This is a genomic window from Pedobacter psychroterrae, assembly GCF_004331695.1.
GTDB classification, from domain to species: domain Bacteria; phylum Bacteroidota; class Bacteroidia; order Sphingobacteriales; family Sphingobacteriaceae; genus Pedobacter; species Pedobacter psychroterrae.
On the sequence record NZ_SJSL01000010.1, the window covers coordinates 1 to 24,390 of the forward strand.

Sequence of the window (24,390 nt, forward strand, 5' to 3'; positions counted from 1 at the left end):
TTCCCTATAACCTCATTGAATTCGCTCAGGATATATACTCTTTGGTGCACACCAATCTTGCCGTTTGTATAGTGGAAGACTTTCCCGACTCCAACACCGTCCCCAGCTGTTAAAATCGCTTCGCCTTCAAAAGTGCATGTATTTATCTTTTCTATTGTAGCCGAACGTACATAAAACGGATACAAGCCATCTTCTTCACGATCTTGAGTGTTTTTGTTGCCAGTTCCAATTTTACACACATCAGCGAAAACACCCTTCTTCCATTCTCCCTCAAACTCAGGAAATCTCAAATTAGGAACCTTAGCTAATTTATTTCCTTAAGGTTAGAAATCGTTTATTTCTTTTCTTTGATGTTCAAAAAACTCAATTCAAATGAATAAACGAAAAACATTCTCAGAAGTAGTGGCACTATGGAAAATCGACAAAAGGCAATATGTGAAAAAGTCAAGTTTTTCTGCCTATATACTTTTAACCGAAAACCATTTATTGCCCAAATTTGGAGATCAACAACTTATCGAAGAAGCAGAAGTCCAAACTTTTGTTTTTCAAAAATTAGATCAGGGGCTAAGTCAAAAAACCATTAAAGATAAAAACAAATGGTTAGAGCACCAGCCATTTGATATACAATTCCCTACTGAAAGAGAAAAACATAATATTGAAGTGCTAAGTAGATCCAATCAAAAAAAAATGATGACCTACATCCAAGAGCATTTTACTTTTAGAAATTTAGGCGTATACATTTGTTTAAGCTCAGGGATCCGTATTGGCGAAGTATGTGCCCTTACTTGGGAAGATATTGATACTGACAATGGAATTATTAATGTGAGAAAAACAATCCAGCGAATTTATCTGATAGAAGATGGTCAGCGTAAAACAGAACTTATTTTGGATACTCCTAAAACCAAAAACTCGATTAGAGAAATACCAATGAGCAGAGAATTAATTAGAATGCTAAAACCATTTAAAAAAATTGTAAATCCTTCTTTTTTTGTGCTCACAAATGATGTTAAACCCACAGAGCCTCGTACTTATAGGAGTTTTTATAAAAATTTGATGAAAGAGCTAAATATGCCCGAATTAAAGTTTCACGGTTTGCGCCACAGTTTTGCCACTAGGTGTATTGAAAGCAAATGTGATTATAAAACCGTAAGTGTGCTGTTGGGTCATTCTAATATCACTACCACCTTAAATTTATATGTACATCCTAATTTAGAGCAGAAGAAAAAAGCTATTGATCAGATGTTTAGAGCGTTAAAATAATAAGCAAGATATTTTCATTAAAGTTTGTAAATTGGTAAAATTTGTTTGCTTCAAACGCTCAAAAATATGCCAAAACAATCTGAACAAATATTAGAAGAACAGTTGATAACCAACTTGAAAAAGTTAGGTTATCAATATGTTATATTAGCCAATGAGCAAGCATTGGTTCAAAATCTAAAAGCCCAATTAGAAAAGCACAATAATACCAGCTTTTCAATTGCTGAATTTGAGAAGGTACTCAATATTTTGAACAAAGGAACAGTTTTCGAAAAAGCTAAAACGCTTCGTCAAAAACAACATATCGTTCGCGATAATGGCGATAATCTATATTTTGAGTTTTTAAATACGGAACATTGGTGTCAAAATCAATATCAGGTAACTAATCAGGTGACACAAGAAGGTAAATATGTAAATCGTTACGATGTTACCTTATTGATAAATGGTTTACCCTTGGTTCAAATAGAATTAAAACGTAGTGGCTTGGAAATGAAAGAAGCTTTTAATCAACTTAATCGCTACCAAAAGCATTCGTTTAGTGCCAATTATGCTTTATATCAATATGTACAAGTTTTTGTTATCAGCAATGGTGTAAACACCAAGTACTTCGCTAATAATCGTTATCAAGATTTTAAGCAAACTTTCTACTGGACGGACGTAGCCAACAAACGCTTAACCAATATTTTAAACGGTTTTACAGATGCTTTTTTAGAGCCTTGCCACATCAGCAAAATGATTTGCAAGTATATTGTACTTAACGAAGCTAATAAAATTCCGATGATATTGCGACCATATCAATATTATGCGGTAGAAGCATTAATTGAACGTGTTAAAGTGAGTAATAAAAATGGTTACATATGGCATACCACAGGTTCTGGGAAAACTTTAACCTCATTTAAGGCAAGTCAAATTTTAATGAAACTGCCACAAATACATAAAGTAGTTTTTGTGGTAGATCGAAAAGATTTAGATTATCAAACTACTAAAGAATTCAACAGCTTTCAAGAAGGCAGTATAGATGGTGCAGATAATACCAATAATTTGGTTAAACAGTTTACAGATAATTATGTAGATAAAAAAGGCGAACATAAAAATTCAAAATTAATTGTAACAACCATCCAAAAGCTAAATACTGCTATTAGTAAATTAAAATATGAAGGTAAAATGGCTGATTTAAAAGGTAAACGAATAGTGTTTATTTTTGATGAATGCCATCGCAGTCAATTTGGCGATACTCATAATCGAATAAAATCTTTCTTTACCAATAGCCAGTTGTTTGGTTTTACGGGTACGCCAATTTTTGCTGATAATGCCAATAAAAATGAATTAGGCAAACGTACAACCAAAGATTTGTTTGAAAATTGCCTACACAAATATGTAATAACTGATGCAATTCGCGATGAAAATGTCTTAAAGTTTTCAGTAGAATACGTTGGTAGATACAAGCATAAAGATGGTAGAGAAACGTCCATTGATATCGAAGTAGAGGATATCGATACCCGAGAATTAATGGAAGATGCTGGTCGTTTAACCAAAATTACCGATTACATTATTTCCCATCATGATCGCAAAACACAAAATAAACGATTTACGGCTATGTTTTGTGTTGATAGTGTTAAAACGTTAATTAAGTATTACGAAATTTTTAAGCGGAGAAAAGTTGAAGGCAAGCATCAATTAAGGGTTGCCACTATTTTTAGCTACGCCAGCAACGAGGATGATGCTGAAGCTAATGGTTTTATACCAGAAGAAGTTTCAGTTGTTGAAGAACCAAAAGTTTTATATGGTTTACAAGCACACAGTAGAGAGAAACTTGATGAATTTATTAGCGACTACAATGCGATGTTTGGCAGTGCATACAGTACCAAAGACAGCGAAAGTTTTTATAACTACTATAACGACATTTCTAAACAGGTAAAAAAAGGTAAAATTGATATCCTCTTAGTTGTGAATATGTTTTTAACTGGTTTCGACAGTAAAACTTTAAATACCTTGTATGTAGATAAAAATCTAAAATATCATGGCTTAATTCAAGCCTACAGTCGTACTAATCGGATATTAAACGAGCAAAAGTCTCAAGGCAATATCGTTGCTTTTCGGAATCTAAAAAATAGAACAGATGAAGCTATAACCCTGTTTAGTAACAAGGATGCAGTTGAAGTGATCATTATGCAGCCTTATGAAGATTATACCAAGGAGTTTGAAGATGCTTTTGAAAAACTAAAAGCGATTACACCAACGCCTGATGATGTAAATGATCTAGTTACGGAAGATGATGAGCTGGAATTTGTAAAGGCTTTCAGAAACTTAATGCGTATAAAAAATATTATGAATTCATTTTCTGATTTTAATTGGGATGATATACAGATGGAAGAGCAAGAGTTTGAAAATTTTAAAAGCAAATATCTTGACTTATATGACAAAACCGTCGTTAAGAAAGAAAAGGTTTCGATTTTAGAGGATATAGATTTTGAGTTGGAATTAATTCATCGTGATGAAATTAATGTGAGCTATATCATTCAACTCTTAATAAGGCTTAAATCGCTAAACAAAGGCGATACCGAAAAAACGAAAAACGAGATTGCTAACCTATTGGCTACCGAAACTACATTACGTAGCAAACGCGAATTGATAGAAAGATTTATAGAAGAAAATTTACCATTGATAGCTGATACCGATGAAATAACAACAGAATTTGATAGGTTCTGGGATAAGGAACAAAAATTAGCCTTTGAGAAATTAGTTAATGAAGAACATCTATCTAAACAAAAAACCGAAAAATTAATAGAAGATTATCTTTTTGCAGAGCAAGAACCATTAAGAGATGATTTGCTGGATTTGATAGAAGGTGAAAAACCAAGTGTATTACAGCGTAAAAAAAGAGGAGATGGTATTTTGATGAAAATTAAAGATTTTGTAGAGACTTTTATCAACGGAATGGTTGGGTAAAATCAGATTCAAATCAGGTTCTTTTTAAAAAAAAAATAATATTTAAGTAATTATGCAAATTTACTTAGCACTACAATATCCATTACTAAATAAATATATTAATGCTCAATTACCACGATTACGAAAAAAAAATTTTTGATTGGTTAATGACCAAACATAATGCTGATCCAAATTTTACTTTTACCGTAAGACAGAGTGCTGGTAAAGGATCTGAAACCGATTATTTTATTGGTACGATAAAATCAAATTATTTTGCAACTAGCTTCTGGACTTTGCCTGTATACTTTCCTGGATCTTCTGGTGATTGTATTAGTTTGATTTTACAGCTTTCAAACAATGGTTATAGCTATTATTTCGAGTTTAACCAAACCCAAGACCCAAAAGATGGTCAAAATCAGTCGGCATTAAATTTAATAAAAGCACTAAAGGATCCTTTGAAAAAGGAATTTTCATTTAAGCGTCCTGTACAAGAAAACAATAAAATGTACACGATGCAAGTTGCTTCCCCTGAGAAGATCTATGGTGATCTAGAAATTATGATTTCTGACATCGATATCCAACTTGATAAGATATTGGACTTAACTGATATTGCTATTGAAAACGAAAAAAAGAATAATTCAGCTTTTAAAGCGCACAGGGTTACGACAGATGAGTTTGAATTATTGTTAGATAAGTTAAATAATCGTTTGGAAAAACACGGCACTACATTAAGTACTATTATAGCTGATTTTGGGAATGAAGTGACGGATGTATATTTTAATATGTTAAAAAGGCTACTAAATGACTTAGAATTAGATTCCAACTCTGAAAAAATTTATTTTAATTATGATAAAAATAAACTGATTTTCGGAATAGGTCAACGTTATGTATTCAATATCGAAGATGGTAAATTTTTTAGGCTAATTTCAAAAAACAAAACATTAGGCGATGCAGAAGAGTTTAAAACTGAGCCAAAAGCCTATTTAACAAACTATCCATTAAGTCAAGATATTGACTCTAAATACGATGAATTATTATTAGCAGCTAAAGAAATTTTAGCCATTACCAATAAAAGTGGTTATTATAAGTTTGATAAAAAGGATTTTAGAACCATGGCTTTTGGTAAGATTGACAACATTGGTCTTGTCCCACAAAAATCAATAATAAACTATCCCAAAAATCAAATCTTATATGGCCCTCCTGGTACAGGTAAGACATATAATACGATTAACAAAGCGCTATCTATTATAGAAGACGTTGATGAAGCCAAATTAACGGCTGAGAATAGATCGGATATTTTAGCAAGGTTTAATGAATACAAAGAGAAAGGACAAATTGTCTTTACTACTTTTCATCAGTCCATGAGCTATGAAGATTTCATAGAAGGTATAAAGCCTGATATAGAAGAGGACGAACATGGTAACAGGTCGATAATCTACGAGGTTAAGGACGGGATTTTTAAGGGCATTGTTGCTGAAGCAAATAAATTAAAAATTATAGATGGATCAGCAGAAAGTGATATCACTTTTGAACACGCTTGGAATGATTTACTTGATGCAGTCACTAATGCCACAGGGAAATTTGTACTGAAAACATTGACATCCAAAATTATGGTAGTTAATGAGATAACAGCTAATGGTAATATTACGGTTCAACCTGATGGGGCTAGCCAACCTTATGTCGTTTCGTTCTCTCGCTTGAAAAAATTACATGCAGTTTTTTCAGATTTAAATAAAGTCAATAATATTGATAAAGAATTTAGAAGTGTTATTGGGGGAATGAACTCTACTGCTTATTGGTCTGTTCTAAATTATATAAATAATTGGATAGATAAGCATTCTACGTTAAATACCAAAAAGGCTCATTTTGCGAATCCAGAGCCTTATGTTTTAATTATTGATGAAATTAATCGTGGAAATGTATCAGCAATTTTTGGCGAGCTAATTACCTTAATGGAAGAGAGTAAAAGACAAGGTGGTGTCGAGGCTCTAGAAGTAACCTTACCCTATAGCAAGGAAAAATTTTCCGTACCAAATAATGTATATATAATCGGTACAATGAATACAGCCGATAGAAGTGTAGAAGCATTGGATACTGCACTTCGTCGTCGTTTTGCTTTTACAGAGATGATGCCTAAAGCTGAACTGCTAACTGGATTGAATATCGAAGAAATTAATTTAGCGGATGTGTTAACCACGGTAAATAACCGTATTAAAATATTATTAGATGCCGACCACCAAATTGGACATAGCTATTTGATGGCAGTGGAAAATTTACAGCAATTAGCCAACGCCTTTAATAATTGTATTTTGCCATTGTTACAAGAGTATTTTTACCATGATGAAGAAAAGATTGCTATGGTATTAGGGTCTGGTTTTGTACAGCTAGAAGGAGACGTGGAAAATGTTTCTACATCTTTTGCTCATTTTGATGGAGTAGACTTTCGATATCCAGCTTTAAAGAAAAAATTCAGCTTAACTAGAGTTGATGAATTCACTATTTTACCTGCTTTAAAAGCGTTGATGACCAGTGTATAAACAACAGCAATTCATACAGGTTTTTGAATACCAAACTCTTTATAAAGGCAACGTTTATAATAATGTGCGTTTTGAAGCTAAATATTTTGATGCCTTACTTAAGCTAAATGAATTGCATGGTGGAAAGTACTTCAATCCTGTGTATAATGGCATTCGCTTTAATAGTTATGTAGGTGTTTTACAGGTTGGTGATTTAGTGATAGAGGTCTTGCCTAAAATAGATGGCTATACGAGCCAAAAAAGCCAATGGCACAACGTGTTAATTGAAATGTTGCAGGTCACCCAAGAATTGCAGGTTAACCAAATTGGCGAGACCAATGTAGAACAACAAAGTATACACCTTTTAGATATTTATTTTGATTGGTTTCTAAGGGAGGTAGAAACACTGATACATAAGGGCTTAATTAAACAATATTATAAAGAGACTAAAAATTCATTGGCATTAAAAGGTAAGTTGGAATTTGCTGGGCATATCTGTAAAAACCTAGTTCATCAAGAACGCTTTTATACTTCTCATCAAGTTTATGATAAAAACCACCTGATACACCAAATTTTAAGTTTGGCTTTGTCTGTGGTTGAACGTTTTTCCAAAGGTACTTATCGGTACGGGAATTGTAAGTCTGTACAACTGAACTTTCCAGAAGTCGAAACTATTTTAGCAGATGAAAATACCTTTAAACAAGTTACTTATAATAGAAAAAATGACTCTTATAAAAAAGTACTTGAGTTAGCCAGATTAATTATCCTGAATTATGCACCTAACGTGATATTTGGCGCCGAAAATATGCTAGCCTTATTGTTTGATATGAATGAGCTTTGGGAAAGCTACGTGCTGATCAAATTGCAGCAACAGGCTAAAGGTTGGATTGTAAAAGGACAAGAAAGTAAGCTTTTTTGGGAAGGCAAAACGATTCGCCCAGATATCGTACTGCAAAATAAAGCGACAAAAATTCAATTTATTATCGATACCAAGTGGAAAAATTACACTTATGATAGCATTTCCATCAACGATCTTAGGCAAATTTATGTGTATAATGAATTCTGGAATGCGAAAGAGGGAATATTGTTGTACCCTAGTCCTAACGAAACGAAAATAGTAATAACAGGGAAGTATGCTCGTAATAACTATATTGGGAAGATTGGTCTAGTTACGGTTTTGGATTCAAAAGGTAAGTTGAATGCTAATGTTGGTCGAGACATTATTAGTTTTTTTGATTAAATAAGTCTACTCAACTTTTTGTTGCGAAATTTTAGGACAAGTGAGTATTCAACTGTATAGTAAGTCATTTTTGAATTCTCAATTTAGTAATTGTTTTGAAAATCTTAACTTAGCTCTATTCAGAATGTTGCCCTATGAAAATCAGCTACTTTAAACCCCGTAAACCATTCTCATTTGCAAGTCATCAATACGAACTAGGAACATTTATGGGTTTATGGCACAGCCATGACGACAACCATTTTCTATTAAAAATCTATAAGATTGACGAAAAGGAGTTTGTCGATTATTATAATCATCACCTTAACCATGCGTTGGAGAATAAACTTGCCATTGAAGAGGATTTCTTCCGCCATGTGTGGCAGATAGTACAGAATAGAATAAGGCATTTCGAGATGCAAAATCCCTTTTCGAGTAACCACGCATTCCATAGGCAAAGCACCGAAAAACTACTACAGTTCCAAAAACACCTCCAAAGCATTGATAAATGGAATGCTCGTCCTCCACAGTTGGTAATAGCTGAAAAAGAAGAGTTGATAATACAACAAAGACAAGAAATTGATGAACTGAAAGAAAAGATTAATCAATTCAACCAATTTGAAGTAGCTCAGAAAATCAGAATAGAGGAAGAGCATTTAGCTACTTTAGTTGATCTGATCAAGCAGATACGTGAACTCAAATTGCCATCTGGAAGACTATTGCTTAGATGTGATAACAAAAGTCCCTATTCAAAAATGATCAGTAAATATTTCTCAATTGGTGGAAAGGATATTCCGACAGAAACCACAAGAAACTATTTTGTCGAGAAAAAAGGGGATGTTGCTACCAAGGGAACAGCAGTCAAGTCCGACCAACAGCTGTTCAAAATTATACCGCTGGAAAATAAAAAATAGCCAATCCATAAACTGTACATGACCATCGCAAACTGATGGTCATTGTTCTGGCCATTTCCTTCCAGAAATTTGCTCCATATTAATCATGGAGGGAATTTATGAATGTGGAACTAATCACCAAGGAGGATCTTAAACAGTTCAAGTCTGAACTAATCCTAGAACTAAAACAGATCTTTAAACCAGAAACTGCACATACCAAGCAATGGCTGAGAAGTGCAGAGGTAAGAAAATTATTGAAAATCTCGGCAGGAACATTACAGAACCTGCGGATAAACGGAACGCTTCCATTCAGAAAGATCGGGAGTATCATGTACTATGCCTATAATGATATTTTAAGGGTCATGGAAGAGGGAGGTGACAGATGATCGACATCAACGACCAGCTTAGCTCATTCATCAAAATGGCTAGTTTACAGAAACATCTTCTGCCATCCCATATCAGCCTTTATTCCGCCTTGCTTTTGACCTATCAAAAAGGTGGGTTTGCCAATCCTTTTCGGATAACCAGAAGGGAACTGATGAAACTATCTTCTATCCGTTCATTCACCACTTACCATAAAAGGCTTGAGGAACTGATCGATATTGGCTGTGTGGTCTACAGCCCCTCGTTCGACCCCGTATTGGCCAGTCAGATAGAGCTATTGCCAATTAAAATAGCTCTAAGCTTTTATGGCGACTGAACGGATAGGCGAATTGCAGAAAGTCCATTTTTCAAAAAAAATGGAGCAAGCGGAAGTTGGGCTGCGCCCTACTTTGCTTGCCCTGCGCTTCGCTGAGGGACTTCAAAGGATACTCCAGGTATCCTTTGCCCTTTAAAAAGTGACTGAAACCTAAAAAATGGAATTCCCTTGGGAATACCCGATTACGATATTTTAAGATGAATGTATGGAAGATGCAAATAACAAGTCCGTAAGATTTAATGCCTTAACTGGCGAGAAGTTTGAAAAGGTTGCTATCAAGCTTGGCAGGAATAAACGACTGGTATTCATGCAGATGGTGGATTATTTCTATCGTAGCAAAAAAGATCCAATTGACCTGAACGACGAACTGCTGAAAAAAGAGCTGGCTAATGGCATCAACAGGATATTGTCGTTCATAAAGAGACAGGAAGGTGATTTTCTGCTTCCCATCTTTAGCGATACTGAAGGGTTGATGGTTATTGCAAAAGAACACACCAAGTATTTCAAAGCTATTGGACAATACCTTATCAATGATGATGAACATACAAAGGAGATGATCAAGCGTATGACATCACTCGACAGGGCAATTGCAAAGACCCAAAACCATCTGGAAGAGAAGGCACTGTTAAAATTGCGGTTCAAAAAAATACTTGAATACTACATCAGCCAAAGAGAATCATTTGGTTGGCCTGTGTCGGCCGCCAAAAAAGAGGAACTTCAAACACACATTAGGCAATCACTGGAAAACCTGTAGCTTATGTTCATCAATATCACCGCATCAGAAACGGGAAACAATAAGGGAAGTAGTGGGGCGCTTGTCAACTACCTAGAAAAAGAGAACCAGATGCAGACCGAGAAAGGCAGGGCATTGGGTCAGGAGAACTGGTTCAACGGATCGGACAATCAAATCAGGAGACAAGAGGTTCGCATGAAAATAGACCGCAACATCGCCAAGCTCGGCCGTAACGACAGTAAGTTTTTTCTGGTAAATATCAGCCCAAGCCAAAAGGAACTGGCGCACCTTTATGAAAAATTTGGAGAAGCTGGTGCAAAAGAAAAGCTGAAGGAATTTGCCGTAAAGATAATGGACGGCTATGCCAAGAATTTTAAGAGAACTGGTATCGATAGTAACAGAGATCTGCTCTGGTTTGGAAAGGCTGAAAACTACCGTTACTACAAACATACAGACAGAGAAGTGAAAGATGGAACAAGACAAACGGGAGAACGTAAAGAAGGTCGTCAGATGCACATTCAGATCATCGTTAGCCGTAAGGATATCAGCAACACCATAAAATTAAGCCCACAAAATACTTCGAAAGGAAAGAATACAGCACATTCTGCCAAATTGGGGCAATTTGATCGCACCGCATTTAAACAGATTGGAGAAATCCTGTTTGATGAGTTTTTTGGTTTCGATAGAGGATTAAAAGATACGCTTAGCTATGCCAATACAATGAAAAATGGAACGACTGCCCAAAAAGCGCAGATGCAGGTGTTAAGGGATATTTCCCTTAGCCAACATGAACGACTAGATATAATTAATGATTTAAGCAAGGGTGTTGCCGATGGTCTTTTCGAAAATATCGGACAAATGATAGATGCAACTGCACAGAAGGGCAGTGATTTACTTGTTGCACTTATGGAGCCTGTTTACGTGGCTTCGGAAACAAATCCAATAGAAGAAGCGGAAAAACGTAGACGAAAAAAGAAAGAAAACCTTGATCAGAGCCAAGGTTTAAGTCGATAGAAAATATTATTTGGAGTTTTTTAGTAATTCTATCTTTTCACGCTCACTAGCTAATAAACGCTCATAAAGTTCAACTACCTTATCTAATGGATTGTAATGACATTGGTAGTTGTATTGGTATGCTGATGCATTATCATGCATATTCTGAATATGAAAAATAAGTACTTCTTCGCTAAAATTCTTTATTGCTTCGGAGCTTATACCAAGAACATTCGCAATCTTTTCCAACATTGCTTCTTCAACTTCCTCGCTCTGCTCGATCTTAGAAATGGTCTGCTGACTCACCCCAAGTTCGATAGCAAGAAAATCTTGCTTAATACCACGTATTTCTCTTATACGGCTGATTTTTCTTCCAATATGAACCTTGTTGGATTTTGTAGGTGTTTCCATAAGCACAAATATAATAAATTCCTGAAATAGTAATGAACCATTATGTTGTAGTAAGATACCACTTTTACTGGTAGGTTACGGCATCCCACCATTGCAATTTTGATCTGGAAATCAAAATAGAGCGATATGGAAATACAATCTCAACAAACTGGGCAGACCCAGAAAGAACATTTCTCAGCGTTCCTGAGGGAGCTGGTTCAGAAATTCAATCCCGAAACGGTATACTGTTTTGGCAAAATGGTCGAGCAGAAAACTGGCGATGGATGTTTTATGCAAAGTATCAGGGAAGAAAAGTACACCTATTTCTTGCTGATGGTAACAGAAAGCATCACAAGGATAGAGCACGAGGTACAGGATTTTGCCAACCAAAATTATCCCCATGGCACGATTACCCTTTTGGTGCATGGCAGGGAAACTGTAGTACAGGCAATAAAGGCCAACAACAGGTTTTTTATTATGGTTTGCAACAGCGGACAGATCATCTATAGTCGTAATGGTATGCTGGAGCCGTCCGAAACGTTAAGCTTCATTCCAACACAGGGAGCGGTAAAGGCGCAGAAACATTTTGACCACAGGATGCCACTCGCAACAGGATTTTTGGCAAGCGCAAATGAATGCCTCAAAAATGGTCAATATGGAGTTTGTGCTTTTATGGCACATCAGGTGACCGAACAGTGCTGTATTCTTTTGATCAGGATCTATTTGGCCTACCGTTCGGATATGCATAACCTCTACAGGCAACTTCGCCTTTGCAACAGTTTTTCCACAGCTCCCCATTGGCTGTTCCTATCTGGTGGCGAAGATGAAAAACGGCTGTTTGACATAATGGTCAGAAGCTATTCAGCCGCACGTTACAAGGATGATTTCAGGGTAAGCCAAAAAGATGCCGAGCAATTATTTATCAATGTCTCGAACTTCATTAAGCTTACGGAGATTTTATGCGTAAAGAAAATAGAATCGCTTGCCGAGGATGCAGAAGCATACAAACAGAACAAACTGGAAAGTGGGGCGGAAAATGGTTAAGGATATATTACCTGCTATAGCCGACAAAAATTTCTTTCGGCTACCATTAAAGAGCGGAACAAGGATATTAACGACTGAAATCCTCAACAGATATTCGGATTTTAGGAGACCAAAAAGACCCTATTTGAGAATTAAACGCAGAAAGCTGTCATTCCATAATGAACTGTTGACTATCGGGGTTACGCTCGACAGTGAAGAGGAAGAAAAGATCTATATTAAGGTTACCGCTTCGGAACTATTGGTAAGCTGTAGCGTTGATACCACGGACAGCTACCTGAGCCGATATGCCTATTTTGCGCTATACGACATGATGTCGATCTATGACCAAACAGATTTTGAGGACTATTATTGGCCAGGTTTCTTCGATGGAAATGGGGAAAGCAGGTATCTGATGATCAGGATGTACAAGGGCACACTTGTTGTTTTTCCAAAAGTCCGCTACAAAGGACTTTATAAGCCTGAACAGGCACTTCCTTCAATATCGGATAAAATAGAGGGGAAAAGGCAAGCAGTTGAGGTCTTCAAAGAGAGTGCGCCAAATAATACGCAGGAAATACTGGGCTTCTGCCTTGCGGACACAAGCACCGAAAGGTGGCATACCAACCATTTTCCCTTCCTTGTTCCCTATATCGGCATTCTGGACAACAACAGAACTTTTGTTAAGGGATTCAAGAAATATGTACTAAGTCATGGAGATATATCAGCTTTAGATGTTGATCCCATTCAAGATAAACTTGTCGAAATCTGCATCGAAATGAAAAAGATTGCCCTCGTCAACTACCCACAATATCGGGACGAAGAGGATGTAATAGCCAAAAAAAGAGCCGCAAACAGGGAAAACTTTGCCAGATTACTTGAACTTTGGCATCAGGCTCTCCCAATATTGGCAGGTAGGCTCTATATCCATTACCGTTTTACCTATGGAATGCGGAACGTCAAGGGCAAACCATCCAAACAGGATATGAAGCCTTGTATCATCAGTAACGAAGTTCCAGAAATCTGTTTCCTTTGGAAGGACAAGGGCGATTATTTCAAGCTTGAACTGCGGTTTGTTATTGTTGGCAACATGCATGAGGTGTCACAGTTCTTTGATACGGCTTTTTTTGTTACCGCATCTGGCGATCCAAAGAGGTTCTTTCTCTTAAGCTCGGTAACGGAATGCCAACTGATTTCTTTTTTTAGCAAGAGCAGTTTTCAACTACTGATGTTAAAGACCCATTATGAAGACCATTGCAGGGAATTTGTAGGCAAGCTTAGAAGTAGATACAGGTTTATAAACAGATAATAGATTATTATGGAAGAAATAATGAAGGTGCTGAACTACCAGCCAGCAGATGTTCTTGATAGATATATTGACCATCCCGTTTCGGGAATGAACCAATTTTTCGTAGACCATCCACTGCACAAATCAAGGGCAAAGCTTTGGGAACTCTTTCAGGGCTGGATGCATCTTGCATCAGAACCCCCTGATGGAGAAGAAATGAAGGATATGCTGTTTTTTTATAACCGACTGATAGAAATGATGAACCTTTGTTATGTGCTTACACAAAAGAATAAAAAAGTTTAAGGTCGGTTGGTGATTACCACTCATTTTTTTGTTGCACAAATTTCTGAACAATCCATTTCCGACAAGGCCAAGCCCTTCGGGTTTGCTAGAAAAAAATCTTCCCTGCCAGCTCTGCTGGCGAGGTATTTTTTTCTGCAAAGCCTTGTCTTGAAAATGGATTGTGTTCAGGAGAGTGGTTTACCAAAAAGATGGAAGTGGTGCGCTCGTTAATAGGCAAGGATAGTTTCAAAGTGCGGTTCTGGCTGTCTGAAATATAAGATTCATATGTTATCTTAGATTATAATTATATGGGTAATAAAAAGTTTGAAGGAATTGTTTAAAGTTTTAAATTATGATGAGTTGCGTATATTTGAAAGCTAGGCACTTTAGATAGACAAGATGGAATATACCAAAGATCACATCATATTAGAATATAAAAGGCTCAAAGAATATCTTGGTAAGTCTCCCTCGTCCCGTAAATTTTATGCTGAAACGGGTCTTTCCCTTAGAATGTTAGAAAAGCTCTATGGAAGCAATGCTTTTAGCAAACTTGTTAATGAATGTGGCGACGTTGCAAATAATTTTTCTACAGACAAGATTGAAATTGAAGATATATTATTGCAGTGGGGAAATCTTACTAGAGAATGCAAAAAATTACCAGCCATTGCAGACTGGCAATTTAACAACTGTAAACCTCAAATCACCAACATAAAAAAAAGTCACGGACTGAGATGGGCAGACATTCCATATAAATTTCTTGAATTGTTCTCAGATAAAAATGAGTGGCAGGATGTTGTAGCTATAATCCCAAACCGTTCGCCAAATGAAGTTACAACTTCGAAAAATATCCCAAAAATTGAAGGCTTACCGTACGAAATCCTAAAATTTATTCCCCCAGTAGTTCAGGATCTAGTTGATCAATCCTCTGACAAAGAAAAAGCATTAGAATTCGAGAAGGGTGTGAATCTTGTATTTCAAATGTTGGGTTTTGAAGTCACAAATTATGGTCAAGGTACTGGAAGAAATCCAGATGGGATAGCAAAAGCAAGCCAAAATAATTATGCGGTTCTTGTTGATGCAAAATCGAGAACAGAAAATTATAAAATTGGCACCGATGACAGAACATTTATCGAATACATAAATAAGTTTTATGAACCACTCAAGAAAAGTGGATTCAAAAATATTTATTTACTCATTGTATCGAGCGGTTTTGACCTAGTTACGGCATCTGCTATAAAAAATATCAAAATCGATACACAAGTTTCGACTACATTCTTAACTTCTAAATTGTTATTAAAACTATTATCTAATAAGATAAAAAATCCGAGACAATTTGATTTAAAGCTATTTCAAGAATTATTGATTGAAGACGGAGAAATAACAGAAAAGAGAATAGATGCATTAATAGCAAAACAGAATAAAAGCTGAAGCTTAGTCTCTTAAAATCTAAGACTGGTTGAGTCCATCAGTTTTAAATCCAATCTGTTTTCTGGGAGGATTGGGGCGTTCCTGTTTTTCCAGCAGTTCATCCAGATATCGGAATACGATCTCCATATTCTTGTCCTGATTGTCAAGCTTGTTCTTTATCTTTTCGATCTCAAGCCTAATATCTGTGTTATCAGCTAATATATTTCTTATCCGTGTGAATATTCGAATGATTTGGATGTTTACTTTTATTGCCCGTTTGCTATTTAATACGCTGGATAGCATTGCTACACCTTGCTCGGTAAAGACCATGGGGGAATATTTTATGTTGCTTCCCTGTTTCAAGGCGCCATTTTGGCTCCTTGAAAAGTGATATTCTTCTGAGGTCAGTTCAAACATAAAATCTTCGGGAAAACGGTCTATATTTCGTTTGACCTGCCTTTTGAGCTGTTTTGTTTCTACCTCATAGAGTGTTGCCAGATCAGAATCCAGCATCACCTTATGCCCACGGATAAAATAGATCTGGTTCATTATAATTTCATCGGGTATCATTATTTTGTCGGTATTTTCCATTATTGTTAAATATGACCTGCTAAGCCCAGAATACTATCATCATGCTTAGCAGGTTCTAGTTTTAAATAAATATTAATTTATCCCTCAATAATGCCATATCTGCACCAACCTTAATATCAAGTATCTTGGCATAGTGCTGGGTTGTTCGAATATTGGTGTGTCCGAGCATCTGCGACACGCTTTCTATCGGTACGCCGTTTAAGAGCGTTACCGTTGTTGCAAAGGTATGGCGTGCAATATGCGAGGTCAGTTTTTTGCCAATTTCGCACCGTTCCTCTATCTCCTTTAGGTATTCATTCATTTTCTGGTTACTGGGAACGGGAAATACCAAGCCCTTGTTTACGCTTGCTGGATGGTCTTTGTATTTCTCAATGATGGTCACAGCAGAGGGCAACAATGGTATTGCAGACCTGACATTGGTCTTTTGGCGGTTCTTGATAATCCAGCGTTCGCCATCAACGCCGTTATTAATATGGCTATTCTGAAGTTTTTGAACATCTGCATAGGCAAGACCAGTAAAACAGCAGAAAAGAAATACATCCCTTATTATATCCAGCCTTTCAGAAACGAATTTTTTATCGGCAATGACCTGTATTTCCTCTTGATTGAGAAAATAACGGTCTACCTTTTTCGTTCTGCCCTTATAACAGGCGAAGGGATTTGTCTGTATATGTCCATTTTCAAAGCTGATGTTGATGATCTTTCCGAGGTTCTTGATCATTTTTACCGTATAGTTGTTGGCGCATGATTTCTCAGACCTTAGATAGTAATCAAACTCGTTCAGAAATGCGATATCAACATTCCGCATGTCGATGTCCTTAACATTATATTTGAATGGCAAAAAAATATCCAAGTGCTTTTTAAGTACCTTGTACCTATTGAGTGTTCCCTGTACAAACTCCTTTCCCACAAGGGCTTCTACCTTTTGGTTATGCTCGGTAATTGCATGTAACAGCGTTAATGATTTTTCTTCCCTGCCCATAAACTTGTTTTTGATGGACTCAGCGGTAATTACATATCCAGATTTGAGAAGTTCGCCATGTGCATCATAGACCATATTCTGCAGTTGGTCTAGAAATGAATTCAGTGATCTGGAATCCTCTTTTGTGCCGATAGATCTTCCAGATTTGCAATTCCAACGGTCTGGATCACATGACCTGCCAGTTGCAGATTCTGCCCTCTTTCCGTTGACGGTAATGCGGATGTAGATAGGGGCAACGCCCTTGGTGTAGTTCTTTTGCTTCTTCATGTAGAAGAGCAGGCTAAAATTAGTTTTCATAATGTGAACATTAAGAGTGAAACAAAATTAGCTTTGCAGAATGACGTTTACAAGATGTACAGTTGTTGAACTAGTTGTAATACAATTAGTTATAACTTATTCGGTGAGTCGTGAACTTTTCTAAAACTACTCACCGAATCGCTCACTTTTTATATGAGAATTGGTGCATATTTTAGTGTTTTCCCTAAAAACAAAAACCCTGCAATCATCTGATTTGCAGGGTTTTGTGTAGTTTTGATATTGAATTTTGTGATCCCGCTGGGATTCGAACCCAGGACCACTACATTAAAAGTGTAATGCTCTACCAGCTGAGCTACGGAATCATTCTCTTTTGAAGAGGGTGCAAAGATAGAATTATTATATTATTATACTAAATATTTTTCAAAAAAAATTGTGGTAATGACTATCGCTTAAAATCCAACACAATGATGCTATTGTGCCACAACTAGTTAGGCTAACAACCTGGTATATAAAAGTCCCTCAGCCGGATGGCCAAGGGACTAAAATTCAAAGATTAAAACCCGGTAATTATGGTTTAAGTTCTACCAGTGATTTGTTATATAACTTATCAGTAACTCCTTTTAGTTTTTCAACAGGAACTTTGATTACTTTTCTATCGTAGGTCATCAATCCGTTGGTCTCTACTTCCACATCCGTTGTTTGGGTATAAACAGCTGCAGACAGTCCCTGTGGAATTAATTTCTCCAATGTAGCCATAAAAGAAGCATACCTATCGAACAGTGCATCTGCATTCTCAAAAGTTTTACCGTATCCCCAGTTGTTTTTGTCCAGCCAGGTATGGTTAGGCAGTGGCAGACCCAGACCTCCAAACTCGCCTAAAACAATCGCATGATTTGGACCAAAAAGATCTGGTCTTGGCATTCTCGGTTCAGGATAATGGTGTAAATCTACAATGTCTCCGGTTACCACATGGTTACCGCCACTTGCACTGTTTACCAAACGTGAAGGATCTTTTGCTTTAGTCCACTCAGCAATCTCCTTGGTTTTAAACTGGCCCCAGGCTTCGTTAAATGGTGTCCATACAATGATGCTTGGGAAATTGTGCAGCTCATCCATAATCACGTTCCATTCCTTGCGGTACATGGCTTCAGACTCAGGGGTACGGTCCTTATCAGTTCCGCCCATGGTACCCAGATTTGGCTCCCAATGGTTTCCTAGGTCACCGCTTGGCATATCCTGCCATACCAATACACCCAGTTTGTCGCAGGCAGCATACCATATTGCAGGTTCTACTTTAATGTGCTTACGGATCATGTTAAAACCCATTTCCTTAGTTTTGATGATGTCAAATATCAAAGCTTCAGTAGTAGGAGCGGTGTATAAACCATCCGGCCACCATCCCTGGTCCAAAGGACCGTATTGAAATACAAACTCATTGTTGAGCAGCATTCTCTGGATCCCATTTTTATCTGGTCCCATAGAAGATTTACGCATCGCGAAATAGCTTTTTATCTCATCTACCACCTTGCCGTTACGAACTACCGCTACACTCAGGTCATAAAGGAAGGGGCTATTTGGCGACCATAATTTTGGGTTGCTGATAGCCAGTTGCGCTGTTTCCCCTACAGTTGTTTCTGTTTCAGATACTTTTGTCTTGCCGTCATAGGCCGTGATTTTTAGTTTATCACCTGCCAGAGCGCCTTTTACATCAGCGGATAGAGAAAGCGTTTTAGCATCAATATCAGGTGTTTGTCTGGTCGATGCGATATAGGTTTTAGGTACTCCTTCTATCCATACCGTTTGCCAGATTCCTGTTACCGGTGTATACCAGATGCCTTCCGGTTTTATCACCTGCTTACCCCGGGGCTGCGGGCCCTGATCGGTTGGGTCCCATACACTTATGGTAAGTTCCTGTTTGCCGCCTTTTTTAACGAAGGCAGTGATGTCAAATGTGAAAGGATCAAATCCACCTTCATGCGTACCTACTTTTTTCCCGTTCAGCCAGATGTCCGACTTCCAGTCTACCGCTCCAAAATGCAACAAAATGTTGTTTTTCAGGTTTGATGGGATGGTGAATGAGGTTTTATACCACAACAAACTGTCTTTTCCTACAGTTTTTCCAACTCCGGACAGGGAAGACTCAATTGCAAACGGAACCAATATCTTGCCATTATAAGCTTTAGGCTCGGCTGCATTCTTTGGGGTCAGTGCATAGTTCCAAAGACCGTTCAGGTTTTTCCAGTTGTTGCTGCGCACCAGTTGTGGCCGCGGATATTCTGGCAACGGACTGGCAGGGTTTAGTTTTTCTGCCCATGGGGTAGCAATCTTTCCTGGTACAGGTTTCCAATCTTGTGCTTGCGCAGAACCGATCAGGACCTGTGACAAACATAACCCGATTAAATAAGACGTAAATTTCATAAATGATTATTTGGTTTAAAAAGTGTGTGCTTCTTCGCATTTGCTGTTGCAAAAAAGAATATCCAAATAAAGGAGATTGTATTTTACAAATCAGCTCAATTATTTTACATTTCGTCTCAATATATGATAAAATTGGGTATTTTGGCCCTTTATAAGCCATCTATAATGTGAAAAGGTTCTATATAACCATACTTTTAACAACGGTCTTTTTTAATTTATTAAAGGGGCAATCTTACTATTTCAGACACTATCAGGCAGAGCAGGGGCTGTCATTTAATTCGGTTTTTGATATTCTCCAGGACTCAAAAGGCTTTATGTGGTTCGCATCAAAGGATGGGCTCAACAGGTTTGACGGCTATAATTTTAAGATTTTCAGAAATAACCCGGCAGATACCAGCAGCATTGGCAGCAATGTTACGCTCTCTGTCTTTGAAGATCCATCTAAAGTACTTTGGGTAGGTACCTCAAAGGGATTATACCTGTACAACGATACTACCGAGCTTTTCAGCCCTGTCAAGGCCACACTCAATAAATATGTAACTGCATTAAAGAGTGATAAGCAGGGCAATATCTGTTTCATTGCCGATGGTAATGTATATAAATACAATAAAAGCAGCCAATCGACAAGTTTATACAGTCAAAACCAGAAAGACCCGGCTACCTCTATGGATTTTTCGCAGGACGGTAAACTATGGATAGCCACATTTAATGGACTTATAAAACGCTACAATGCTAAAAACGATAGTTTTATGACTTTTGATGTCTTTAAAAACTCTGCACCTGTTATTTCCCGGTGGATTTATAAAATTTATGCTACCCACTCAAATTCCCTGTTAATAGGTACTTCTCACCAGGGCGTTAAGCTCTTTGACATTGCTACGGGCAGCTATAAAGATGTGCTGACCCACAACGCCGATAAGACCAGCATCTTTGCCAAGAATTTTGTACACTATGAGGGAGAGGTATATTGGATCGCTACAGAATCCGGTGTGTTCGTTTACAATATCAGGACTGGTGCGTACACCAATATCCGTAAGAATCAGGGCGATCCTTATGCCCTGGCAGACAATGCTGTATACACCCTGGCCAGGGACAAAGAGGGCGGAACATGGGTGGGTACTTATTTTGGCGGGGTCAATTACTATCCAAAGCCTTTCACTTCGTTTGATAAGTTCTTCCCGCGCAATGCAGCGCGTTCCCTCAGCGGCAATGCCGTCCGGGAAATCTGCAAAGACCAATACGGAAATTTATGGGTAGGTACCGAAGATGCAGGAATAAATAAAATCACCGCGGGAACAGGCAAAATAACAAAATTCATTCCCGACGGAGTCAAAACCAGCATTGCCCATACCAATATCCATGGATTGCTGCCCATAGGCAATGAACTCTGGATCGGTACATACGAGCAGGGACTCGATGTAATGGATATCCGTACCGGCAAGGTCATACGTCATTACGATGAAGGGGATGGAAGGAGCAAGCTTAAAAGTAATTTTGTGGATTGCCTTTATCAGACTAAAGACGGACAAATACTGGCCGGGACCTCTTCCGGACTATACCGATACAATAAGCTCACGGATGATTTCTCTTATTTCCAGGATTTCCCTAAGTATGAACATTACATGTCTATACTGGAAGACGATAGAGGTATGATATGGGCCGGAACCATCAATAGCGGCCTGATCTCATTTGATCCAGCTACCAGGCAGATCAATATATATAAAAACGAGCCGGGTAAAGCCAATAGCCTGAGTGATAATTTTGTGAATGCATTGTTCACAGACCGTGACCGCAACTTATGGGTTACTACAGAAAATGGCCTTAACCGATTCAATACCAAGGACAAATCTTTCATAAGGTATGGTACAGCAGATGGATTGCCCAGCAATGTAATCTACCGCATTGAAGAGGACAAGGCTGGAAATTTGTGGATCAGTACTTCCAAAGGCCTTACCGCTTTTCATCCCAAAAGTGGAAAAATGAAGACCTATACAAAGTCGCAGGGCTTACTCAGCGACCAGTTCAATTATAATTCTTCCTACAAAGACCCCAATGGCATGACGTATTTTGGAAGTGTAAACGGAATGATAGGCTTTAATCCTGGTCACTTTATCAAAAATACCGTTGTACCACAGGTGTTTATTACAGGTTTTCAGGTCTTTAATCAGGAATTGCTGATCGGGAAGAAAGGTTCACCATTAAGTAAGTCAATCACTTACACCGATCACCTCAAGCTGGACCATGACCAGGGAACATTCAGCATAGACTTTGCCGCATTGGTGTATACAGATTATGAAACTGCTGAATACGCGTATAAACTGGAAGGAGTGGATAAGGAATACACTTATATTAAAGGAAACAGAAGGGTGTTTTATACTAAACTGGCCCCAGGCAAGTATACCTTTATGGTGAAGGGGGCAAATAGCAGCGGGGTATGGAACAATGCCCCCAGAAAACTGCTGATAGAAATTGCACCGCCATTTTGGTTAAGTTACTGGGCATATGCTTTTTATACGCTTGTCTTTATCGCGATTGCTTATTCAGTGTTCCGCTATTTTAATGACAGGGCAAAATTGAAGAATAAAAGGCGGTTGCAGGCAATGGAATCTCAAAAGGAAAAGGAGATCTACGAAGCCAAAGTTGATTTTTTTACCAACCTCATCTCCATTGCCCAGTCAAAACCTGAAGAGGGCCTGCTGGATAAACTGAATGATTTCATCCAGCGCAACCTGAGCAATACTACCATGGATGTAGATCAGCTGGCCGAAAGCCTGAACATGAGCAGGGCTACTTTTTACAGAAAGATAAAGTCTATTTCTACTCTTAGTCCCAATGAACTGATCAATATCACCAGGCTTAAAAAAGCTGCCGAACTACTACTCTCTACAGACCTGAAAATTCAGCAGATCGCAGCCCAAACAGGCTTTACTTCCCAGGCGCAGTTTACCAGGTCTTTTACCCGGCATTTTGGCGTAACTCCCTCTGAATATGCGAGAAACAAAATTCAAGTATAACACCTAATAAAATTCTTACAAAAAAAACATCCACCTTTAAGGGGTGGATGTTTTTAACAATTATAAAATGAGTTGATTAGCTTATCTTAACATTGATTGCGTTTAAGCCTTTTTTACCTTGCTCAACGTCGTAGCTAACTGAATCATTCTCACGAATGCTGTCAATTAAGCCTGAAGTGTGTACAAAGATTTCGCTATCACCATTAGCTGGTACGATAAATCCAAAACCTTTTGTCTCATTGAAAAATTTTACTGTTCCTTGTTGCATTATAATGTAATTTAATTATATACAAACATACAAATAATTAATTGCATATCAGCTATTTATTTTTATTATCTGCATTATCGGTAGTCCAGACCTTTTAATTGCCTAAATCAGTTTAAACTTAAATCATCATTTTCATCATGATTGAGTCCTATTGCTGCATTGTTAATGGTCAAATCTTTCTTATCTTCCTCAGGTTTGTCTGCCTTTTCCGCCTCTGCACCAATTTCCGGTGAGGATACTGCCTCATCGGTATTTAAGTCATCCGTCTCTGCTGTCAGTGCAGGGTCTGTGATTATTTTTGGCCCATCCTTTGGCGGAATCCCGTTGTCTGCGCTATCTGATTGGGAATGTGATGCTTTCATAACTGTGTCAATTTATTGTGTATGTTCAACAAACTGCACATGAGAAAGTTTCCACGAATCATCTTTCTTATATATAGCAAACCAGGGGAAGCTCATCATACCTGACAAGCCCAGATATTGACTGGTTGACTGCCTTGATCTGTCTTTGGCCACAAAAGCGATATAAATGTCCAGTACTTTGCCCTGTACGCTCCGTCCAAGCTTAAGGAAGCTTCGCCACGTTTTCTAAATTCACCAATTGGGGCGTAGCTGGCTTTCTTACCTTTCAGATCTATTGCCATCAGCATCACCTGGTCCAGTTCATCAGCATCCTGAGGTATCTCAGTGGCCCAGGTAAATTTGAGTGTACCCGGATTTTCGATTGTAAATGCAGGTTCGAGCGCACCGGGGAGGTCTCCTCCCGCTACGACAAAATCATTCGGATCTATGTAAAATCCATTTTCATCTTCCCTTACGGCATGCTTTCTGTTGTACGATATTGCACCTCTTATACCTCCGGTTTTCGTGTAATAGTCTTTAAAGCCAACCTGCACAAAATCCAGAATTATCGAAAGGGTATCCTGTACCAGTCCGAATTTAGAAGTGTTGAGCCGTTCGTTTGGAGTAAATTTGCTGCGTATACGCGGTAATCCACGCATACAGTCCTGACCGTACAGTTCATAGCCAACTACAGCGCCAGCCTTTCCTTTGAATCCCCCAAGGATTCCACTTTTAATAATAGCCATACTTAATTAAATTTAATGGTGCACATGCCCTCTATACAAAGATAAGTAGGGTGTATAGGAAAAAACAAACTTTCTGGAAAGTTAAAAGCAGGCAACCAGCAATTCACTCGTTCAGGAAGCGAGTATAAAGCGGGTTAAAAGCGCGTTGG

At 37.8% G+C, this 24,390-nt stretch carries 22 protein-coding genes and 1 tRNA gene; 14 read left to right on the forward strand and 9 right to left on the reverse strand.

Features of this window, described 5'->3' with window-relative positions; all coding sequences use genetic code 11:
- Positions 1-290: restriction endonuclease subunit S (locus EZ437_RS20525; RefSeq protein WP_205942773.1), on the reverse strand; the 290-nt coding region annotated here is incomplete at its 3' end.
- 82 nt (positions 291-372) lie between these two features.
- Between EZ437_RS20525 and EZ437_RS20530 the strand changes: the two genes are divergently transcribed.
- The 9 genes from EZ437_RS20530 to EZ437_RS20570 all read left to right on the forward strand — a co-directional run bounded on the left by EZ437_RS20530 (position 373) and on the right by EZ437_RS20570 (position 11,257).
- Positions 373-1,260, forward strand: coding sequence for a site-specific integrase (locus EZ437_RS20530; RefSeq protein ID WP_131598014.1), 888 nt, complete (start codon positions 373-375; stop codon positions 1,258-1,260).
- A 66-nt stretch (positions 1,261-1,326) separates the two neighbouring features.
- Positions 1,327-4,206 carry a type I restriction endonuclease subunit R gene (locus EZ437_RS20535; protein WP_131598015.1) on the forward strand — a complete coding sequence of 960 codons (2,880 nt, stop codon included), beginning with the start codon at positions 1,327-1,329 and terminating at the stop codon, positions 4,204-4,206.
- 101 nt (positions 4,207-4,307) lie between these two features.
- The gene (locus tag EZ437_RS22015; protein WP_131598016.1) at positions 4,308-6,722 is read left to right on the forward strand and encodes an McrB family protein; all 2,415 of its coding nucleotides are present in this window, start codon (positions 4,308-4,310) and stop codon (positions 6,720-6,722) included.
- A complete protein-coding gene (locus tag EZ437_RS20545; RefSeq protein ID WP_131598017.1) occupies positions 6,715-7,941 on the forward strand; it encodes an McrC family protein in 1,227 nt (408 codons plus the stop codon). Before EZ437_RS22015 ends, EZ437_RS20545 begins: the two co-directional genes overlap by 8 nt.
- A 134-nt stretch (positions 7,942-8,075) precedes the next feature.
- Positions 8,076-8,831: a hypothetical protein gene (locus EZ437_RS20550; RefSeq protein ID WP_131598018.1), complete on the forward strand. Its 756-nt coding sequence runs from the start codon at positions 8,076-8,078 to the stop codon at positions 8,829-8,831.
- A gap of 98 nt (positions 8,832-8,929) precedes the next feature.
- Positions 8,930-9,196: a helix-turn-helix domain-containing protein gene (locus tag EZ437_RS20555; protein ID WP_131598019.1), complete on the forward strand. Its 267-nt coding sequence runs from the start codon at positions 8,930-8,932 to the stop codon at positions 9,194-9,196.
- The gene (locus tag EZ437_RS20560; RefSeq protein WP_131598020.1) at positions 9,193-9,510 is read left to right on the forward strand and encodes a hypothetical protein; all 318 of its coding nucleotides are present in this window, start codon (positions 9,193-9,195) and stop codon (positions 9,508-9,510) included. Before EZ437_RS20555 ends, EZ437_RS20560 begins: the two co-directional genes overlap by 4 nt.
- 205 nt (positions 9,511-9,715) lie before the next feature.
- Complete coding sequence (locus EZ437_RS20565) at positions 9,716-10,264, forward strand: BfmA/BtgA family mobilization protein (protein ID WP_131598021.1); 549 nt, start codon at positions 9,716-9,718, stop codon at positions 10,262-10,264.
- A gap of 3 nt (positions 10,265-10,267) precedes the next feature.
- Complete coding sequence (locus tag EZ437_RS20570) at positions 10,268-11,257, forward strand: DUF5712 family protein (protein ID WP_131598022.1); 990 nt, start codon at positions 10,268-10,270, stop codon at positions 11,255-11,257.
- Positions 11,258-11,263: 6 nt separating this feature from the next.
- Here the strand turns inward: EZ437_RS20570 and EZ437_RS20575 are convergent, their stop codons facing one another.
- On the reverse strand, positions 11,264-11,647 hold the full coding sequence (locus EZ437_RS20575) for a helix-turn-helix domain-containing protein (RefSeq protein WP_131598023.1): 384 nt from the start codon (positions 11,645-11,647) through the stop codon (positions 11,264-11,266).
- A 126-nt stretch (positions 11,648-11,773) separates the two neighbouring features.
- Here EZ437_RS20575 and EZ437_RS20580 point away from each other — a divergent pair, with 126 nt between their 5' ends.
- The 4 genes from EZ437_RS20580 to EZ437_RS20595 all read left to right on the forward strand — a co-directional run bounded on the left by EZ437_RS20580 (position 11,774) and on the right by EZ437_RS20595 (position 15,644).
- On the forward strand, positions 11,774-12,670 hold the full coding sequence (locus tag EZ437_RS20580; protein ID WP_131598024.1) for a HEPN domain-containing protein: 897 nt from the start codon (positions 11,774-11,776) through the stop codon (positions 12,668-12,670).
- 124 nt (positions 12,671-12,794) lie between these two features.
- A complete protein-coding gene (locus EZ437_RS20585) occupies positions 12,795-13,955 on the forward strand; it encodes a hypothetical protein (RefSeq protein ID WP_131598025.1) in 1,161 nt (386 codons plus the stop codon).
- Positions 13,956-13,964: 9 nt separating this feature from the next.
- Positions 13,965-14,237: a hypothetical protein gene (locus tag EZ437_RS20590; protein WP_131598026.1), complete on the forward strand. Its 273-nt coding sequence runs from the start codon at positions 13,965-13,967 to the stop codon at positions 14,235-14,237.
- A gap of 378 nt (positions 14,238-14,615) precedes the next feature.
- Positions 14,616-15,644, forward strand: coding sequence for a hypothetical protein (locus tag EZ437_RS20595; RefSeq protein ID WP_131598027.1), 1,029 nt, complete (start codon positions 14,616-14,618; stop codon positions 15,642-15,644).
- 18 nt (positions 15,645-15,662) lie between these two features.
- Here EZ437_RS20595 and EZ437_RS20600 read toward each other — a convergent pair whose 3' ends face one another.
- The 4 genes from EZ437_RS20600 to EZ437_RS20615 form a co-directional block, all read right to left on the reverse strand.
- On the reverse strand, positions 15,663-16,214 hold the full coding sequence (locus EZ437_RS20600) for an ORF6N domain-containing protein (RefSeq protein WP_131598028.1): 552 nt from the start codon (positions 16,212-16,214) through the stop codon (positions 15,663-15,665).
- A 61-nt stretch (positions 16,215-16,275) separates the two neighbouring features.
- Positions 16,276-17,493, reverse strand: coding sequence for a site-specific integrase (locus EZ437_RS20605; protein WP_131598029.1), 1,218 nt, complete (start codon positions 17,491-17,493; stop codon positions 16,276-16,278).
- A 250-nt stretch (positions 17,494-17,743) separates the two neighbouring features.
- Positions 17,744-17,816: transfer RNA gene (locus EZ437_RS20610), tRNA-Lys, on the reverse strand.
- Positions 17,817-18,021: 205 nt separating this feature from the next.
- The gene (locus tag EZ437_RS20615; RefSeq protein WP_131598030.1) at positions 18,022-19,872 is read right to left on the reverse strand and encodes a glycoside hydrolase family 2 protein; all 1,851 of its coding nucleotides are present in this window, start codon (positions 19,870-19,872) and stop codon (positions 18,022-18,024) included.
- A gap of 167 nt (positions 19,873-20,039) precedes the next feature.
- On the opposite strand from EZ437_RS20615, the gene EZ437_RS20620 reads away from it, so the two are divergent.
- Positions 20,040-22,886 (forward strand): ligand-binding sensor domain-containing protein, encoded by a 2,847-nt coding sequence (locus EZ437_RS20620; RefSeq protein ID WP_131598031.1) that lies wholly within the window; start codon positions 20,040-20,042, stop codon positions 22,884-22,886.
- A 76-nt stretch (positions 22,887-22,962) separates the two neighbouring features.
- Here the strand turns inward: EZ437_RS20620 and EZ437_RS20625 are convergent, their stop codons facing one another.
- From EZ437_RS20625 to EZ437_RS20635, 3 genes are all read right to left on the reverse strand, one after another.
- On the reverse strand, positions 22,963-23,154 hold the full coding sequence (locus EZ437_RS20625; protein WP_131598032.1) for a cold-shock protein: 192 nt from the start codon (positions 23,152-23,154) through the stop codon (positions 22,963-22,965).
- Positions 23,155-23,261: 107 nt separating this feature from the next.
- The gene (locus tag EZ437_RS20630) at positions 23,262-23,516 is read right to left on the reverse strand and encodes a hypothetical protein (RefSeq protein ID WP_131598033.1); all 255 of its coding nucleotides are present in this window, start codon (positions 23,514-23,516) and stop codon (positions 23,262-23,264) included.
- A 95-nt stretch (positions 23,517-23,611) separates the two neighbouring features.
- Positions 23,612-24,241 carry a DUF6266 family protein gene (locus tag EZ437_RS20635; protein WP_131598034.1) on the reverse strand — a complete coding sequence of 210 codons (630 nt, stop codon included), beginning with the start codon at positions 24,239-24,241 and terminating at the stop codon, positions 23,612-23,614.
- Between the last annotated feature and the right edge of the window lie 149 nt (positions 24,242-24,390).